The following is a 15,900-nucleotide window of genomic DNA, read 5'->3' as shown; positions in this document are numbered from 1 at the left end:
AGAAGAAAGTTTTCTCCAAAGGAAAAGGCCTGATAATCTTTCAGGCCTTGTGTTTTCCTATTTTAAATGTAAGTATTCCTGCTGGCGCAGTGCTTCATAGACAAGAATGGCAGCTGTGTTGGATAAGTTAAGCGCACGGATATTATCGTTGATTGGTACCTTTAACAAGCGCTCTTTGCTGCTTTCAATAACTTCTTTTGGAAGACCGGCCGTTTCCTTGCCGAAAATAAAATAATAATCCTTCTCGACGCTGCTATAGTCAAAAGTGGAATATGGCTTTGTGCCATCCTTCGTTAAGTAGAAGTATTCTCCAGGTTCAGTGCTTTTAAAGAAATCGTCCAATGAATCATGATAAACAATTTTTACAAATTGCCAGTAATCCAAGCCTGCCCGCTTCAGCATTTTATCATCTTCTGAGAAGCCGAGCGGCCGGATCAGATGCAATGTCGTATCAGTAGCCGCGCAAGTACGGGCTATATTGCCTGTGTTCGCCGGAATTTCCGGCTGATATAATACTACATGCAATCCCACTTTTTTCACCTCTAAATTAAATCTGCATGTGTTATTATATCACTTTGAAATCCCCAAACAAATTACTGGTCATCGGTTATAGTCAAAAATTTATATTTAATATTGGGTGTATAGGCTGTTGAATCTTCATAAGCCCAATAGCGCATCCGGCTGTTATAGGTGTGGGCATTGACGAGTGGCATTCCTGATGCATCTTTACCCGTCACGATTGTTGTATGGTCAAAGCGCCCGTCTCCCTGGAAATCATAGCAGATGACATCTCCTATTAAGAGCTGATCCGGACTGGAGACTTCCTCAGCCCTTAACCCCGAATTTGAACTGGGCAGATACCACCGCATTGAATTCGCTACTGTCCAGCTGTAGCTCCAATTCCCGCTTCTCATCCACCAGCCTTTTCCTCGGTTGGGGTATCCCCTCATTGGGCCGCCGCCTGCATGAAGGCACTGGGAAATATAATTGGTGCAATCCACTTCAAATTTCTTATAAGCCGGATTAAAGCTGTTCCACCATTTTTCTGCATACTGTACAGCCTTCATGCGGTCATATTCATACTCATACCTTTCTTCCTTTTCAAATTCCCGTTCTGGAGACGCCTCTTCTTTTTTTATACCTTTAAAAGGGTTTTTCTCCCGGTCTTCAACAAATACTCCTTTATAGAAGTCGGCTGTCCGCTCTTCAATCTCTTCTTCCATATAAAATATGCCTTTTTGTTTAATTAAATATTTGAAGTGTACTCTATAATCAACTGGAGTCACATCTTCCTTCACCCTGCCGACGCTGATCACTTTTCCGGCTGCCTGCGCTTTCACAATCTCACCGGAGCGGCCGGAAAGAGATTCTTTCTTTTTCTCAATCTTAGGGCATGTATAAATTGAACTTCTTGAATGGGAAACGCACTGCTGCACTCTTTTCTTTAACAGCTCATGAAGCTGGTCCCTCACGCACCTCACTCCTCTCCTATTCAATACATATGAGAGGAAGCAGAGGACATTGCTTAATTTTTCGCGCAATAATACAGTAAAATTGCCGGGCTCGCCAGTTTCTCTGCCTATGAGTCGCATAGCTTTTACGGTCACAGGATAAAAAAGCCATAAAAAAGGAGGGAGTTTCCTCCCCCATCATCATTGTTCAAAATAACTCAAACCCTTTTCAATTTCAGCGATGACTTCTCCGTCTTTCTCCTGCTGCAATGCCTGTTTTAGTGCAGTCAGTGATTTTTCTCCGCCGATTTTCCCGAGTGCCCATGCGGCCGTTCCCCGGATTACCGGTCTCGGATCTTCACTCATAACTTTAATCAGGTCTTCTGCCGCTGTCTCATCTTTGTAGTGAGCCAGGGCAATGATGGCATTTCGCTGGATCGGCTTTTTCCCTCTCCAGGATCCTGAGACCGGGCCATATTTTTCTTTGAATTCACGGTTGCTGATAAAAAGAAGCGGCCTTAAAAGCGGCTTTGCCACTTCCGGATCCGGCTCCATTTCCTCATGCAGATGAAAATCCTTGCCTTTATTTTCAGGACAAACAGTTTGACAGGTATCACAGCCATAAAGCCTGTTCCCCAGTTTTTCTCTATATGGCTCTGCGAGAAAGCCCTTTGTCTGTGTCAAAAAAGCAATGCATTTCTGTGCATCAAGCTGACCTCCCTGAATTAAAGCTCCCGTCGGGCAGACATCAACACATTTATTGCAGCTTCCGCATCTGTCTTCCATTGGCTTATCAGGCTCAAATGGCAGATTTGTTATCATTTCTCCAAGATAAACATACGATCCGAATTCCGGTGTGATAATGGAACAGTTTTTTCCGCTCCAGCCTATTCCGGCACGCTGTGCAACGGCCCGATCAACCAGCTCACCTGTATCCACCATGGATTTGCATATCGCCTCAGGAATTCTTGACTGAATGAATTCCTCCAGCTTTTGAAGACGTTCCCTCAGGATATGATGATAGTCTTTCCCCCATGAAGCCCGGCAGAAAATCCCCCTTCTTTCACCTCTTTTGCTGACAACCCTTACCTTCATTTTGGAAGGATAAGCAACTGCAATGGAAATAATAGACCGGGGCTTGTCCATTAGCAGGCCGGGATTCACCCTTTTCTCAATATCAGGTTCTTCAAATCCTGAATGGTATTGAAGCTCCTGCTGGCGAATCAGCCTATTTTTCATTTCATCAAAAGTGCCCGCTGTCGTAAAACCGATTTTATCAATGCCAATTGTTCTGCTGTATTCAATCACTTCCTGCTTGAACTGTGCAAAGTCCATAGGTTACCCTCCTTTCGTGGAAAATTTAATTTATATGAAAGTCTTTAATTTATTGAATCACCGCTTATTATGATAAACTATTTTAAAGTAATTTTGGAGGTGGAAAGCTTGGAAATTATGATTGCTCCAGAGCTGTGCAGGTTATTGCCCCATTTTAAAATCGGATTCATTACATATAAAAATATCGAAGTCGGACAATCTCCTCAAATGGTAAAGGGCAGACTCCAATTATTTCAGGAATCTATTTATTTTGACTTAGAAGACAAGAGTGTTACAGAATTTGAAGGGATCAAGGAATGGCGGCAAATCTTCAAAACAGCTGGCAAGGATCCAAACCGCTACCGCCACTCTGCGGAAGCACTGTACAGAAGAATAAAAAAACAAAATTACCTGCAGCCGGTCAACAGCTCCATTGATATTAACAACTTCTTTTCCCTGGAATATGAAATACCGATCGGCATATATGATGCTGATAAGCTTTCAGGCCATCTGACTATCAGGTTAGGCAAAGAAGGAGAAGAATATAACGGCTTAAACGGAAGACCCAATTCGCTTGCCAATTTAATAATCAGTGAAGATGCGGCAGGGCCATTTGGCAGTCCGTTTGTGGACTCTGAAAGGACAGCTGTCACGGAACAGACTAAAAATGCCGTTCAAATTGTTTATTTGCGCCCTTCTCTGGAAACGGATAAGGCTGAAAAAATGACAGAGTCATTAATGAACATGTACACTCAGGTGCATGGTGGAGAAGGGGCCTTTAAGGTAATAGGATGTTAAACTAGTTTATTAAAAATCGAGTGGTATCTGCGGATGCCGCCCGATATTTTTCTTAATAGCCAAAGAACATGAAAAAACGCAATACCTCGTTCTTTTTGAACGAAACACTGCGTTGGCTATGTATGGAGCGGGTGAAGGGAATCGAACCCTCATCATCAGCTTGGAAGGCTGAGGTTTTACCACTAAACTACACCCGCGTATATATATAATTATTATCTACTGACTTCTTTCCCGTTCTTGCATGCCTCTTCCTCTGAAAGATTATTCAAGGCAGCCTATGCGTCGAGGCAACTCGCTGTTGATTCATGGATGTGTCGCTCGTGGCTGAGGTTTTACCACTAAACTACACCCGCGTTTGTGAATGTATATTCAATCATTAATGCAAATATGAATAAACATTTTGTCGAATCAACTATTTAATAGTACTAAATTCAGCGTAAATGGTCAACCCTTCATTGAAAAATTTGTCGAAAAAACAGGGAGGGCTGTTCCCCCCTCCCTGTTTATACCCACCACATTTCCGAAGGCTGCTCTTCGATTAAGATGGATTTAAGGTTCCTTACTGCTCTTGTAAACCCTTCTTCAATCGACATAAGTGGATCCTCGTGCTCAATGCTGACAACATAGTCATAACCAAATGTGCGCAAAGCGCTCATCATATCAGACCATTCCTGCAGGCTGTGTCCGCACCCGACTGACCTGAATGTCCACGCCCTGGTCTGGACATTGCCATACGGCTGCATATCCGTTAACCCGTACATATTCACGTTTTCCTGGTCAATATAGGTATCTTTTGCATGAAAATGATGAATGGCATTTTCTTTTCCAAGTATCTTTATTGCTGCCACAGGGTCAATGCCCTGCCACCATAAATGGCTTGGATCCAGATTAGCCCCAATGGCGTCACACGTTTCTTCCCTTAATTTTAAAAGTGTGTACGGAGTGTGTACAAGGAATCCTCCATGCAGTTCGAGACCGATTTTTACATTATGATCTTTGGCAAATTGTCCCGCTTTCTTCCAATATGGAATGAGTTTCTCCTCCCATTGCCATTTCAGCACTTCTCCATACTCATTCGGCCACGGAGCGACCGGCCAATTCGGATGCCTGGCTTCTTCCCCATCACCTGCAGTGCCGGAAAAACAGTTAACAACCGGAACATTCATTAAGCTGGCTAGCTTAATCGTGTCGTATAAAACACGGTCCGATTCCTCTGCAAATGCTTTATCAGGTGAAATCGGGTTGCCATGGCAGCTGAATGCGCTGATTTCAAGCCCCCTCGACAACACCTTGTTCAGGTAATCATCACGGAGTTCCTTGCTTTCCAAAAGCTCCTTCAGGCTGCAGTGAGCGTTTCCGGGATAGGCTCCCGTTCCGATTTCAACAGCCTTAAGTCCTGCCGCTTTCACATGATCGAGCATATCTTCGAAATTTTTCTCAGCAAATAATACGGTAAATACACCGAGCTTCACAATATCCCCTCCTGGCTTCTACTATATTTCTCGTTTGCTGCTACTGTAAATCGCATCAATAATCCTGGTTGTCTGCAGTGCTTCTTCTGCTTTAACCATAAATTCTTCAGTGCCCAAACAGCTGTTAATAAAGTTCCTTGCCTGCGTCAAAGCATAGTCATCTTCACCCGGGAGCCATTCTGAACGTGTATTCAGGAGCATCCCATGTTTGGATTGATTTAAACTGAAGGGGAATAAATCAATCCCTCCATGCTGCCCTGAAAGACTGAGGCTTTCATCATCCCGTTCAATATTGGCAGACCAGGAAGTCTCAAAAAGCAGGGAAGCACCATTCGCAAATTTTATGTAAGCTGTCACATGATCATCAACATCAAAGGATTGATGGTCAAAGCTGCCCCATAGATTTACCTGATCAGGCATTTTGCTTAATGTATTGTAAGCTGTACCGGATACCTCAGTTTCCGCCGGGTTTCCCAGCAGCCAAAGCGAGAGGTCAAGCAAATGGCAGCCGTAATCAATCAAACTTCCGCCGCCCTGGAGTTCCTTATCGGTAAAAACACCCCAGCCCGGCACCTTTCTTCTTCTCATCGCCCTTGCCCTGGCAACAAACGGAGTGCCAATTTCATTTTCTGAAATGAGTTTTTTGGCAGCCTGTGCCTCTTTCATGAAGCGGTAGTGATAAGCAATGGCCAATACCTTCCCGGACCTGTCTCTTGCCTCGATCATTTTCCTGCATTCTTCTGCTGTCATGGCCATCGGCTTCTCACATAAAACATGCAGCCCGGCCTCCAGCGCAGCAGCGGTAATTTCAGCATGAAACTTATTCGGTGTACAAATAACCACGGCATCTGTTTCAGTGAATACTTCTTTATAATCTGTAAAAACGCCGCCAATTCCAAACTTCTTTGCTGCCAGCTGTGCAGTATCTTCATTCACATCGCAGATAGCTGTTATGGAAGCACTATCCGATAATTTTAATAAAACGGGAATATGCCTGGATTGGGCAATTCCGCCAGCACCAATAATTCCTATCCGAAGTTTCTTCATGGATGCACCTCAATTAATTTTGACAATCTGCTTTGTTTCGCTTGACTCCAGGGCAGCAAGAATCACTTGGAGCGACTTCATCCCCTCGGAACCAGAGATCGCAGGCTCCTCTTCATTTAAAATACTTTCAACAAAATGGTCAATGACACCTGAACTCTTTTGCCCGCCTTCTTCATTTGTCTGGATTCCGCCGAGTTCGTACTTCACTGTTTCATCGTTTGCATACTGAACAATGAGAGAGTTCACCGGATCATCCTCCAGTCTCAAAATCGCTTTCTCACCATAAATAATCGTTGAATTGTCTTCTTTAGATACGTAAGACCAGCTTGCAGCCAATGTACCGATCACACCGCTTTCCGTTTTCAAAACGCATACGGCTGTATCATCGACATCAGCACCAATTTTCGCACTCGTTTCAACAAATGCCCCTACTTCAGCAAACTCTTCACCCAGCAGATAACGCAAGAGGTCGGTCTTATGGACACCAAGGTCTCCCATAGCGCCAATAAAAGCCTGATCTTTTTTGAAGAACCAGCTTTCTTTTCCATCTGCACTCCATCCCTCTGGCCCGCCGTGGCCAAAAGCAGTCCGGAAACTGTAGATTTTTCCCGCATCACCCCTTGCAATCAATTCCTTTGCTTTTTTATGAGACGGAACAAAGCGCTGATTGTGGGCAATCATTAATTTCTTTCCATTTTTACGGGCTGCTTCTATCATTTCCTCTGCCTCTTCCTTAGAAGTGGCCATTGGTTTTTCACATAAAACATGCTTGCCCGCGTTCAATGCTGCAACTGAAATGGGGGCATGCAGATAATTCGGGGTGCAGACACTCACTGCATCTATCTCCTTGTCAGCTAACAATTCCCGATAATCAGTGTACGCCTTCGCCTCGTAAAGATCAGCAAACACATTTGCACGCTCTTCATTAATATCACATACTACTGCAATGACAGCCCCGCTGCTTGCATGATATTCAGGCATATGCCGATGCTTCGCAATACTTCCGCATCCAATGATCCCGATTTTGAGTTTTTTCATCTTATTTCTCCACTCCTTCATGTTTCACACTGATTCTCTCCAGAGGCTTCGCATTACCATAGACCGGAACCGGAAGATCAGCCGGCTTAGCCCACCTAACAGCATTTTTAATAACCTGCTGAACGTCCTTATGATAATAGGTTGGATACGTTTCATGTCCCGGGCGGAAATAAAAGATTTTTCCTTTTCCGCGCCTGTATGTACAGCCGCTCCGGAAAACTTCCCCGCCTTCAAACCAGCTCACCATTACAAGCTCATCCGGTGCAGGGATATCAAAATGTTCTCCATACATCTCTTCTTTTTCAAGTTCAATATATTCTCCAAGTCCTTCTGCGATTGGATGGCTCGGGTCTACAATCCAAATTCGTTCCTTTTCATCGGCTTCTCTCCACTTTAAATCACAGGAAGTTCCCATCAGCACTTTAAAAATTTTAGAAAAATGGCCGGAATGAAGGACAATCAGCCCCATTCCATCCAGAACTCTTTGTTTCACTTTTTCAACGATTGCATCCTCAACTTCCCCATGCGCCAGATGCCCCCACCAGACTAAAACGTCTGTTTCCTGTAAAACCGCATCACTGAGTCCATGTTCGGCCTCATCCAATGTCGCTGTCTTCACTTTGAAATTTTCTCCATTTAAAAAATCTGCAATGGCAGCGTGGATACCATCGGGGTAGACAGCCCTTACCTTTTCATCTTTTTGTTCATGGCGATTCTCATTCCAGACAATCACGTTAATCATGAATCTTCCTCCTTCTTAATTCATACTTCTATATTCATTCGGGGAAATTCCCTCTATCTTTTTAAAGACTTTGCTAAAATACTTTTCATCCTGATAGCCAACCTGGAAAGCAATTTCATAGATTTTCAGTTTATGGTTCTGCAAAAGCTCCTTGGCCTTGTTCATTCGGACCTTCGTTATAAAGTCTGTAATAGTAGCCTGATATTCCTGTTTAAACTTCCTCGAGATGTACTCCCTGCTTAAATAAAATCTGTCTGCAATTTCCTGCAGGTTAATATCTTTGTTATAGCTTTCCAGCAGAAACTGTTCTATTTGCTGGATTACATTCAGCTCCCTGTTTTTCTCCTGCTGGCATTCCCCTGAAGAATTTTGCTGCTTCCATTCATTAATGGCTTTCTCCAGGATTTCATTCAATATATCCGGATCGATAGGCTTCAAGATATAATCAAAGCTTTTATAACAGATGGCATTCCTCATATAGTCGAAATCATCATATCCGCTGACAACAATCGTCTTGCTGGATAGATCTGAAGAATGTATCCATTTTAAAAGGCTTATGCCATCTCTTTTTGGCATGCTCATATCTGTGAATATGATTTCCGGGCGATGCTCTTTAATCAGCTTTATGGCTTCATTTCCATCTGCCGCCTCCATGATCGTGTCAACCCCAAAGCGGCTCCAATCTCCCAGAAGCATTAAGCCTTCCCGCACATGCTGTTCATCATCCACAATAATTGCTTTCATCTTTTCCACCTTCCATCCTTTTTGGAAGTTTAATAGAAACCAGCAGCCCGCCCTGCTCAAGGTTCTTAAGCTGCAGGTAAGCCCGGCTGCCATAATAAAGTTTTAACCGGACATAAACATTCTTCAGTCCGATATTCATTAACTCTCCCTTTTGCCCTATCCTTTCATTCATCAAATGCATGCGGATTTCCTCCAGCCTGCTCTCCGAAACGCCTGTGCCATTATCCTCTATAAGAATATCCAGATAAAATTCATCCTGTCTGCAGGTTATCTTAACCTCTCCAGTTTTTTCTCGTGCATCAAAGCCGTGTTTAAAGTAATTCTCCACTAAAGGCTGTAAAATCATTTTCGGAACATGAAACCCCAGTGCTTCTTCATCAAGCTGAAAATTGAAGTGAAGCTGATCACCGAACCGTTCCTTTTGCAGCAGAAGGTAGGACTTGGTATGTTCGATCTCTTTTTGAAGAGGAACCATACCCTCCTCCATATTCATGCTGTACCTCATGATTTTTGAAAGACGGGTAACAGAAGAATAAATTTGCGGACCCTGATTTTTCAAGGCCGCTGTTCCTATTGACTGCAATGCATTATATAAAAAATGCGGATTAACCTGGGATTGCAGAACCTTAAGCTGATTCGTCTTGTTTTCAAGCTGGAGCTTATACTCCCTATTAATCAGATCATTAATTTTATCGATCATTTGCCTGAATCGATCACCAAGATAACCAATCTCATCATTGCCGAAAGATTTAAAACGGACATCAAGATTTCCCTTTTCAACCTGATCGATATTTTTCAGGAGGATTCTGATGGGGGAGGTAATTCTGACAGAAATAAAGAGCGTGGCGAGAATAACCAGGCACAGCCCGATTACGCCAAACATGATATTGATTTTCGCCACACTGAATGCACTTTCATATAAAGTGGTGTATGGGACCCGCTTAACAAGATACCAGCCGCCTGAATTTTGCGATAATTGATCATATATCATTACACCGCTGAATGTATCTTCCTCCCATTCAACCGTGCCATTTTCTTTATTTGTCCCTATCACCCAATCAATCCAATCAGGCGTTTTATCTTCTTTATCAGCTTCATCCGTTGAACGATAGATCATGTCACCTTCAGGAGATATAATATAGAATTCTTCATTATCCCCAGAATAAAGATTACGGCTGATATTGGTTATTTGATCCGGTGAAAACTCCAATGAGATATAGGCCAATAGATCATCCGATGGAATATTGATTAAAGACCGGTGGAGCGTAATTACATTTTTAGGCTTTTGGTCATCAGGATCCTTTATCTTATGGATGGGCTCAAGAAACATATTGTTTGGACTTTCTTTTGCTTTTTCGTAATATTCCTGATTGGCATTTGTCAGCCTCTTTGAAAAAACAACAGTAGAGCGGCGGGAGGCTGTTATGAGCCGATCTTCCTTTGCAACAGCAATATTAACCCGTTTGATATTTTCCTCAGCATACAATATGGTTGAAATTACATTTCTTACAGCTTCGACAGCCTGATAATTATTTTCCTTCCTGGGATCCTTTAAAAAATTTATAAAACCTGGATTATTGTAGAGAGATAGTGTCAGCCCATCCAGTTCATTTATGTACCCCTCCAGGTTCACTTTTCCTTGATATAATAGGTTGCTATTTTCTTTAATGGCCTGGTCTTTCAATGATTCCGCTGTATGGTAGTAAGTGATGATAATTGACGCTCCAAATGGAACGATTGTGGCTACCATTAATAGAACGATCAGTTTATTCCTAATGCTCTTTTTGAACATTTACATCCCCCGCTGCTATCTCTTTTACAATAGTATAAAGCAACTTCCCTTTTTGGGGATGCCTTTTTTGCTATGGGATCTAACAGGTTATAAAAATAGAAAACAGAAAGCATATCTTTTGCAGACATGCTTCCCGTTTCACCAAATTTATTTCAAGTTATCCCAGGATGCCTGGAAGCGTTCAACAACCGTATCATAATCAATCTTTCCGGCAGCATATTCCTGGATTGTTGCTGCAAACTCTTTATTTGCACCATCCGGCCATCTGAACCATGTCCAAGGAATCGTTTTCTCTGCCTTAGAATACTCAAGAATATGCTTTCCAAGTGGCCCTAAACCGGTTGGCTCAATATTGTCAAAGGCTGGAATGAAAGCAAACTCTTCTGTGATATAACGTTTGCCTGTTTCGGATGAAACCATCCAGTTAAGGAATAACTTGGCTTCTTCAAGATGCTCAGAGTTTTTGTTAAGAACCCAGTTGTTCGGCACGCCTACCGGTAAACGGTCTGCCTCCGCTTCATCATCAGTCAGAGGAATCGGGAGGAATCCCATATTAATGTCAGGGTCAATTTCAAGAATCATGTTCTCTGTCCAGTTCCCCTGCTGAAGCATAGCTGTTTTGCCGGAAGCAAATAGTGTAACTTGCGTATTGTAATCAGTTGTTAACGGATTGTCATTTCCGAAGTTAATTTCAGTATCAAGAACTTCTTTGAATTCTTTAAATTTATCATTGCCGGTTAACTTTTCAGATCCGCTGTATAAGCCTTCAATAAATGCAACAGGATCCTCCTGCTGTGCAAATGGAATGTTTAGCAAATGCTGCCCAATGACCCACCACTCACCGTATCCGGCAGAGAAAGGAGTGATTCCTTTATCTTTGAGCTTTTCAGCAGCATCCTTCAGTTCAGAAATCGTATTAGGCGGTTCAGTAATTCCCGCTTCTTCAAATAAATCCTTGTTATAAATAAAACCGTATCCTTCCAGGTTTACCGGCATTCCATAAAGCTTGCCATCTGTATCGGTCGTTGGAACCTTACCAATTGGAAGCACATGCTCTGCCCACGGCTCATTTGAAAGATCAGCTAGATGTTCTTTCCAAAGCTCCAATTCCTTAAAACCGCCATTGTTAAAAATGTCAGGCTGTTCGCCGGATGCAAACTTCGCTTTTAATGCGGCACCATAATCAGCTCCGCCTCCAACTGACTCAAGCTTTATTTTGATATTTGGATGCTCTTTTTCAAATTCGCCAATCATTTCCTGGAGCTGATCGGCAATCTCCACTTTAAATTGGAACATGTTCAGTGTTACCACTTCATCACCATTTTTTGAATCATCCTTAGGCTTTTCATCCCCTGAAGAGCTGGAAGAAGAACAGCCCGCCATAATGCCGGCCATCAGAATCAATGACAGCAGTAATAGAGCAAAGCGTTTCATTTTGTTTCCCCCCTGAATAATTTTATATAAACTTTCACAGCCTCTTTGGTTGCAAAAGTCTCTACCACTACTTAATGGAACCTTGTGCAATGCCTTTTATTATATGTCTCTGCAGAAACAGGAAGAAAATAACCACCGGTGTAATGCCCATCACAAGGGCAGCCAGTCCCATATCCCACTGCTTCGTATATTGTGCGAAGAATGAGCTTGTGGCCAAAGGAATCGTCCTAAGCTCTGCATCCTGAAGCACCAGAAGCGGCAGCAGATAGTCATTCCAGATCCACAATGTATTTAGAATGACAACCGTTACAGTAATTGGTTTCAGAAGCGGAAAAACAATTCTCCAAAAGACGCCAAACTGGCTGCACCCATCAATTCGGGCTGATTCTTCTATCTCGATTGGAACTGTTTTAATAAAACCGTGATAAAGGAAAAGCGATAACGGTACCCCAAAGCCAAAGTACATGATGATGAGACCGGGTATGCTGTTTGTCAGATTCAGCGTGCCTCCGAGCTTCATCAGAGGAATCATAACAGTCTGGAATGGAATAACCATTGCAGATACAAATAAAACAAACAGGATTTTGCTGAATTTCCCCGGAGTCCTGACCATCTTCCAGGCAGCCATAGAACTGATGACAACCAGTCCAATATTGCTGATTACCGTTATTATAAGCGAATTCCAGAAGGCCCGCGGGAAATTAATAATATCCCATACCTTCATATAATTGGAGAATAAAAACTCCTGCGGCCATGCTGCAGCATCAATCAAGATATCCGCAAAGCCTTTTACAGAATTAATAAGCACGAAGTAAAAAGGAATGAGGAATATGATTCCTAATACGATTCCGATGATCTCCAGCAGAAACGTAATTTTTGTATATCTGGGACTCATTATGCCTCAACCTCCCTTTTCTTCGTCATCATCACCTGAACCGTTGTAAATATAGCTACCACAAGGAAGAATAAAATGGATTTCGCGGTACCAAGACCATACCGGTTATTCTGGAATGCTTCTTGATAAATGTTAATCGCAACCGATTGTGTCGAGTTAAATGGCCCGCCGCCTGTGAGTGAAATATTCAGGTCAAAAATCTTAAATGCCATTGATATAGTTAAAAAGAAACAAATCGTGAATGCCGGTAAAATGAGCGGAATGATTATTTTTGTCAGCAGTGTCCAGCTGGATGCTCCATCGATTCTTGCCGCCTCAAGCAGCGTCTGATCCACACCCTGCAGTGCTGCAATATAAATAACCATCATATATCCGCTGATCTGCCAGGCAAACACAATCACAATTCCCCAGAATGCTGTTGTCTCATCTCCAAGCCATGGCAGCTTAAAAACCGAAAGATCCGTTAGATTTCCAATTGCAGCAAACCCTTTTACAAAAATAAACTGCCAGATGAATCCAAGCAATAATCCCCCGATAACATTCGGAATGAAAAACACAGTCCTCAATAAATTCCTCGATTTCAAGGCTGCGTTCAATAATAAGGCAAGCCCAAACCCTAGCAAATTACTAATAATAACCGAAGCTAACATAAATTTAGTAGTAAACATAAAGGAATCAAAAAACTTCGGATCATTCTTAAAAATCTTTATATAATTTTCAAGCCCAACCCACTCAACTACAGAACTAACGCCATTCCAGGACGTAAACGAATAATAAATCCCCATCAGGAATGGAATGATCTGGATCACCAGGAAAAAAATTAATGCCGGCCCTACAAAAGCAAGGTATGTTAAGATTTTTTTCAAATTTGCTTTTTTCCTGGAAACTGCTTTAACCTCTGACTTAATTGCCGGTTCCCCGATCTCAATCTTTGTCTCCAACTCTCTTCACCGCCCCCTTATCTATTGCAAACGCTTTCCTACATTATATTTGAAACCGTTTACATATATAGGTGACTCAATTGACTAAATGGTGCAATATTTTGACTTTTTCAAAAGGTCAATCGTCTTAGTCTTTTTTCGCAGCAGCCTTCCGAATAGTTCAGAACCCTTTTCGAAACCACCCTCTGAACCGTCCGGAACCATGTATTGATGATAAATATGCGTCAAATTTCTCAGGGATATACTTTTAAAAAACAAAAAAAGGATTTCCCAAATGGGAAACCCTTTTTTCAGATACCGGTGGTCGGGGTCGAACCGACACTCCAGAAGGAACACGATTTTGAGTCGTGCGCGTCTGCCAATTCCGCCACACCGGCATATTAAAATGTAGTAAATCTTGTGGTGCCGAGGACCGGAATCGAACCGGTACGGTAGTCACCTACCGCAGGATTTTAAGTCCTGTGCGTCTGCCAGTTCCGCCACCCCGGCGTGTATCAGCGAATCAAGATTTAAATTATGGAGGCGGCAACCGGATTCGAACCGGTGGTAAAGGTTTTGCAGACCTCTGCCTTACCACTTGGCTATGCCGCCATAAAAACAATGAAATTCTGGAGCGGAAGACGGGATTCGAACCCGCGACCCCCACCTTGGCAAGGTGATGTTCTACCACTGAACTACTTCCGCAAAATGGCTGGGCTAGCAGGATTCGAACCTGCGAGTGACGGAGTCAAAGTCCGGTGCCTTACCGCTTGGCTATAGCCCAATGATCGTTTCATAATACATTTATATGAGAGTTACTCTTGTACTGTTACATTAAAGTTATGGGGCGACTGATGGGAATCGAACCCACGAGTGTCGGAGCCACAATCCGATGCGTTAACCACTTCGCCACAGCCGCCATAATATTATTGGCAGGGGTAGTAGGAATCGAACCCACATCAAAGGTTTTGGAGACCTTCGTTTTACCATTAAACTATACCCCTATATAAATGGTGGAGGGGGGCAGATTCGAACTGCCGAACCCGAAAGAGCGGATTTACAGTCCGCCGCGTTTAGCCACTTCGCTACCCCTCCATATTAACATAAAAAAATGGTGCCGGCGAGAGGACTTGAACCCCCAACCTACTGATTACAAGTCAGTTGCTCTACCAATTGAGCTACACCGGCTAATCACATAACAAGGTGGCTCAGGACGGAATCGAACCGCCGACACAAGGATTTTCAGTCCTTTGCTCTACCGACTGAGCTACTGAGCCAAATATAATTTTATATCCCTAAAGCTTAATACATGTGCTTCAAAGTCCTGCGTTCTTTGTCGCAGATTTTAAAAGCATGCTATTCGATGATGTTAAGCTTCGCAGCTCATTCTTTTAAAATCCTCTACCGACTGATCTACTGAGCCAAATATAAAAAATGGCGGTCCGGACGGGACTCGAACCCGCGACCTCCTGCGTGACAGGCAGGCATTCTAACCAACTGAACTACCGGACCGGATTGCGGGGGCAGGATTTGAACCTGCGACCTTCGGGTTATGAGCCCGACGAGCTACCGGACTGCTCCACCCCGCGATAATAGTATTAATTAATAATAATGGTGGAGGATGACGGGATCGAACCGCCGACCCTCTGCTTGTAAGGCAGATGCTCTCCCAGCTGAGCTAATCCTCCAAAATGGTGACCCCTACGGGATTCGAACCCGTGTTACCGCCGTGAAAGGGCGGTGTCTTAACCGCTTGACCAAGGGGCCAATATGAAATTAAAATGGCGGAGAGCAAGGGATTTGAACCCTTGATACGCGGTTAGCGTATACACGATTTCCAATCGTGCTCCTTCGGCCACTCGGACAGCTCTCCATTTGGCTCCGCAGGTAGGATTCGAACCTACGACCGTTCGGTTAACAGCCGAATGCTCTACCACTGAGCTACTGCGGAATAATGATATTTGTAAAACAGCCCGGCAGCGTCCTACTCTCACAAGGGGACAGCCCCTAACTACCATCGGCGCTGAGAAGCTTAACTTCCGTGTTCGGTATGGGAACGGGTGTGACCTTCTCGCTATCGCCACCAGACTATTTTTCAAGACAAGTATTATTATACCGTCTTTCTATCATTTTTCAAGAGGAAATTTACTTTTTTTCGTTCCCTCAAAACTAGATAATGCATGAAGAAGCATTTGCCGAGTAATAACCATATATGACTTGGTTAAGTCCTCGATCGATTAGTATCAGTCAGCT

13 protein-coding genes, 17 tRNA genes and 1 rRNA gene are annotated in these 15,900 nt (G+C 43.2%); 1 reads left to right on the top strand and 30 read right to left on the bottom strand.

What is annotated here, in order from left to right; translation table 11 throughout:
* Positions 1-57 precede the first annotated feature (57 nt).
* The 3 genes from trmL to queG form a co-directional block, all read right to left on the bottom strand.
* On the bottom strand, positions 58-531 hold the full coding sequence (gene trmL / locus PBF_RS02515) for a tRNA (uridine(34)/cytosine(34)/5-carboxymethylaminomethyluridine(34)-2'-O)-methyltransferase TrmL (protein ID WP_035326675.1): 474 nt from the start codon (positions 529-531) through the stop codon (positions 58-60).
* A gap of 62 nt (positions 532-593) precedes the next feature.
* Positions 594-1,472: an amidase domain-containing protein gene (locus tag PBF_RS02510; RefSeq protein ID WP_035326673.1), complete on the bottom strand. Its 879-nt coding sequence runs from the start codon at positions 1,470-1,472 to the stop codon at positions 594-596.
* Between the two features lie 180 nt (positions 1,473-1,652).
* Positions 1,653-2,786: a tRNA epoxyqueuosine(34) reductase QueG gene (queG, locus tag PBF_RS02505; protein ID WP_035326670.1), complete on the bottom strand. Its 1,134-nt coding sequence runs from the start codon at positions 2,784-2,786 to the stop codon at positions 1,653-1,655.
* 108 nt (positions 2,787-2,894) lie between these two features.
* Here queG and PBF_RS02500 point away from each other — a divergent pair, with 108 nt between their 5' ends.
* On the top strand, positions 2,895-3,563 hold the full coding sequence (locus PBF_RS02500) for a B3/B4 domain-containing protein (RefSeq protein ID WP_035326668.1): 669 nt from the start codon (positions 2,895-2,897) through the stop codon (positions 3,561-3,563).
* Positions 3,564-3,686: 123 nt separating this feature from the next.
* Here the strand turns inward: PBF_RS02500 and PBF_RS02495 are convergent.
* From PBF_RS02495 to rrf, 27 genes are all read right to left on the bottom strand, one after another.
* Positions 3,687-3,760, bottom strand: a tRNA-Gly gene (locus PBF_RS02495).
* 306 nt (positions 3,761-4,066) lie between these two features.
* Positions 4,067-5,035: a sugar phosphate isomerase/epimerase family protein gene (locus PBF_RS02490; RefSeq protein WP_035326665.1), complete on the bottom strand. Its 969-nt coding sequence runs from the start codon at positions 5,033-5,035 to the stop codon at positions 4,067-4,069.
* Positions 5,036-5,056: 21 nt separating this feature from the next.
* The gene (locus PBF_RS02485; RefSeq protein ID WP_035326662.1) at positions 5,057-6,082 is read right to left on the bottom strand and encodes a Gfo/Idh/MocA family protein; all 1,026 of its coding nucleotides are present in this window, start codon (positions 6,080-6,082) and stop codon (positions 5,057-5,059) included.
* 9 nt (positions 6,083-6,091) lie between these two features.
* The gene (locus PBF_RS02480; RefSeq protein WP_035326660.1) at positions 6,092-7,120 is read right to left on the bottom strand and encodes a Gfo/Idh/MocA family protein; all 1,029 of its coding nucleotides are present in this window, start codon (positions 7,118-7,120) and stop codon (positions 6,092-6,094) included.
* A 1-nt stretch (position 7,121) separates the two neighbouring features.
* Complete coding sequence (locus tag PBF_RS02475) at positions 7,122-7,862, bottom strand: ThuA domain-containing protein (protein WP_035326657.1); 741 nt, start codon at positions 7,860-7,862, stop codon at positions 7,122-7,124.
* A 15-nt stretch (positions 7,863-7,877) separates the two neighbouring features.
* Positions 7,878-8,606, bottom strand: coding sequence for a response regulator transcription factor (locus tag PBF_RS02470; RefSeq protein WP_035326656.1), 729 nt, complete (start codon positions 8,604-8,606; stop codon positions 7,878-7,880).
* Complete coding sequence (locus PBF_RS02465; protein WP_035326654.1) at positions 8,584-10,398, bottom strand: sensor histidine kinase; 1,815 nt, start codon at positions 10,396-10,398, stop codon at positions 8,584-8,586. The genes PBF_RS02470 and PBF_RS02465 overlap by 23 nt, the downstream gene beginning before the upstream one ends.
* A 147-nt stretch (positions 10,399-10,545) precedes the next feature.
* Complete coding sequence (locus PBF_RS02460; protein WP_035326651.1) at positions 10,546-11,832, bottom strand: ABC transporter substrate-binding protein; 1,287 nt, start codon at positions 11,830-11,832, stop codon at positions 10,546-10,548.
* A 67-nt stretch (positions 11,833-11,899) separates the two neighbouring features.
* Positions 11,900-12,727 (bottom strand): carbohydrate ABC transporter permease, encoded by an 828-nt coding sequence (locus PBF_RS02455; RefSeq protein WP_035326649.1) that lies wholly within the window; start codon positions 12,725-12,727, stop codon positions 11,900-11,902.
* Positions 12,727-13,668: a carbohydrate ABC transporter permease gene (locus tag PBF_RS02450; protein WP_035326647.1), complete on the bottom strand. Its 942-nt coding sequence runs from the start codon at positions 13,666-13,668 to the stop codon at positions 12,727-12,729. The genes PBF_RS02455 and PBF_RS02450 overlap by 1 nt, the downstream gene beginning before the upstream one ends.
* A 295-nt stretch (positions 13,669-13,963) precedes the next feature.
* Positions 13,964-14,045, bottom strand: a tRNA-Leu gene (locus PBF_RS02440).
* 23 nt (positions 14,046-14,068) lie between these two features.
* Positions 14,069-14,157: transfer RNA gene (locus PBF_RS02435), tRNA-Leu, on the bottom strand.
* Positions 14,158-14,185: 28 nt separating this feature from the next.
* A tRNA-Cys gene (locus PBF_RS02430) sits at positions 14,186-14,259 on the bottom strand.
* A gap of 18 nt (positions 14,260-14,277) precedes the next feature.
* Positions 14,278-14,352: transfer RNA gene (locus tag PBF_RS02425), tRNA-Gly, on the bottom strand.
* A 4-nt stretch (positions 14,353-14,356) separates the two neighbouring features.
* A tRNA-Gln gene (locus PBF_RS02420) sits at positions 14,357-14,431 on the bottom strand.
* Between the two features lie 59 nt (positions 14,432-14,490).
* Positions 14,491-14,566, bottom strand: a tRNA-His gene (locus tag PBF_RS02415).
* A gap of 11 nt (positions 14,567-14,577) precedes the next feature.
* Positions 14,578-14,651, bottom strand: a tRNA-Trp gene (locus tag PBF_RS02410).
* Between the two features lie 7 nt (positions 14,652-14,658).
* A tRNA-Tyr gene (locus tag PBF_RS02405) sits at positions 14,659-14,742 on the bottom strand.
* A gap of 17 nt (positions 14,743-14,759) precedes the next feature.
* Positions 14,760-14,835, bottom strand: a tRNA-Thr gene (locus PBF_RS02400).
* Positions 14,836-14,851: 16 nt separating this feature from the next.
* Positions 14,852-14,924: transfer RNA gene (locus PBF_RS02395), tRNA-Phe, on the bottom strand.
* A gap of 158 nt (positions 14,925-15,082) precedes the next feature.
* Positions 15,083-15,159: transfer RNA gene (locus PBF_RS02390), tRNA-Asp, on the bottom strand.
* Positions 15,160-15,162: 3 nt separating this feature from the next.
* Positions 15,163-15,236, bottom strand: a tRNA-Met gene (locus tag PBF_RS02385).
* A 23-nt stretch (positions 15,237-15,259) separates the two neighbouring features.
* Positions 15,260-15,335 (bottom strand) — tRNA-Val (locus tag PBF_RS02380).
* Between the two features lie 4 nt (positions 15,336-15,339).
* Positions 15,340-15,414: transfer RNA gene (locus PBF_RS02375), tRNA-Glu, on the bottom strand.
* A 15-nt stretch (positions 15,415-15,429) separates the two neighbouring features.
* Positions 15,430-15,520: transfer RNA gene (locus PBF_RS02370), tRNA-Ser, on the bottom strand.
* Positions 15,521-15,523: 3 nt separating this feature from the next.
* Positions 15,524-15,598: transfer RNA gene (locus PBF_RS02365), tRNA-Asn, on the bottom strand.
* A gap of 20 nt (positions 15,599-15,618) precedes the next feature.
* Positions 15,619-15,735: ribosomal RNA gene (gene rrf / locus PBF_RS02360) — 5S ribosomal RNA — on the bottom strand.
* Positions 15,736-15,900 lie beyond the last annotated feature (165 nt).

It is taken from the genome of Cytobacillus firmus DS1 (genome assembly GCF_000565285.1).
Classification (GTDB): Bacteria; Bacillota; Bacilli; order Bacillales; family Cytobacillaceae; genus Cytobacillus; species Cytobacillus firmus_A.
This window is presented reverse-complemented; position numbering and strand designations above follow the sequence as displayed.

Excerpts from the sequence above, each read along its gene's own strand:
- queG (WP_035326670.1), bottom strand. The coding sequence starts at position 2,786 with ATGGACTTTGCACAGTTCAAGCAGGAAGTGATTGAATACAGCAGAACA.
- PBF_RS02485 (WP_035326662.1), bottom strand. The coding sequence starts at position 6,082 with ATGAAGAAACTTCGGATAGGAATTATTGGTGCTGGCGGAATTGCCCAA.
- PBF_RS02480 (WP_035326660.1), bottom strand. The coding sequence starts at position 7,120 with ATGAAAAAACTCAAAATCGGGATCATTGGATGCGGAAGTATTGCGAAG.
- PBF_RS02475 (WP_035326657.1), bottom strand. The coding sequence starts at position 7,862 with ATGATTAACGTGATTGTCTGGAATGAGAATCGCCATGAACAAAAAGAT.
- PBF_RS02470 (WP_035326656.1), bottom strand. The coding sequence starts at position 8,606 with ATGAAAGCAATTATTGTGGATGATGAACAGCATGTGCGGGAAGGCTTA.
- PBF_RS02465 (WP_035326654.1), bottom strand. The coding sequence starts at position 10,398 with ATGTTCAAAAAGAGCATTAGGAATAAACTGATCGTTCTATTAATGGTA.
- PBF_RS02460 (WP_035326651.1), bottom strand. The coding sequence starts at position 11,832 with ATGAAACGCTTTGCTCTATTACTGCTGTCATTGATTCTGATGGCCGGC.
- PBF_RS02455 (WP_035326649.1), bottom strand. The coding sequence starts at position 12,727 with ATGAGTCCCAGATATACAAAAATTACGTTTCTGCTGGAGATCATCGGA.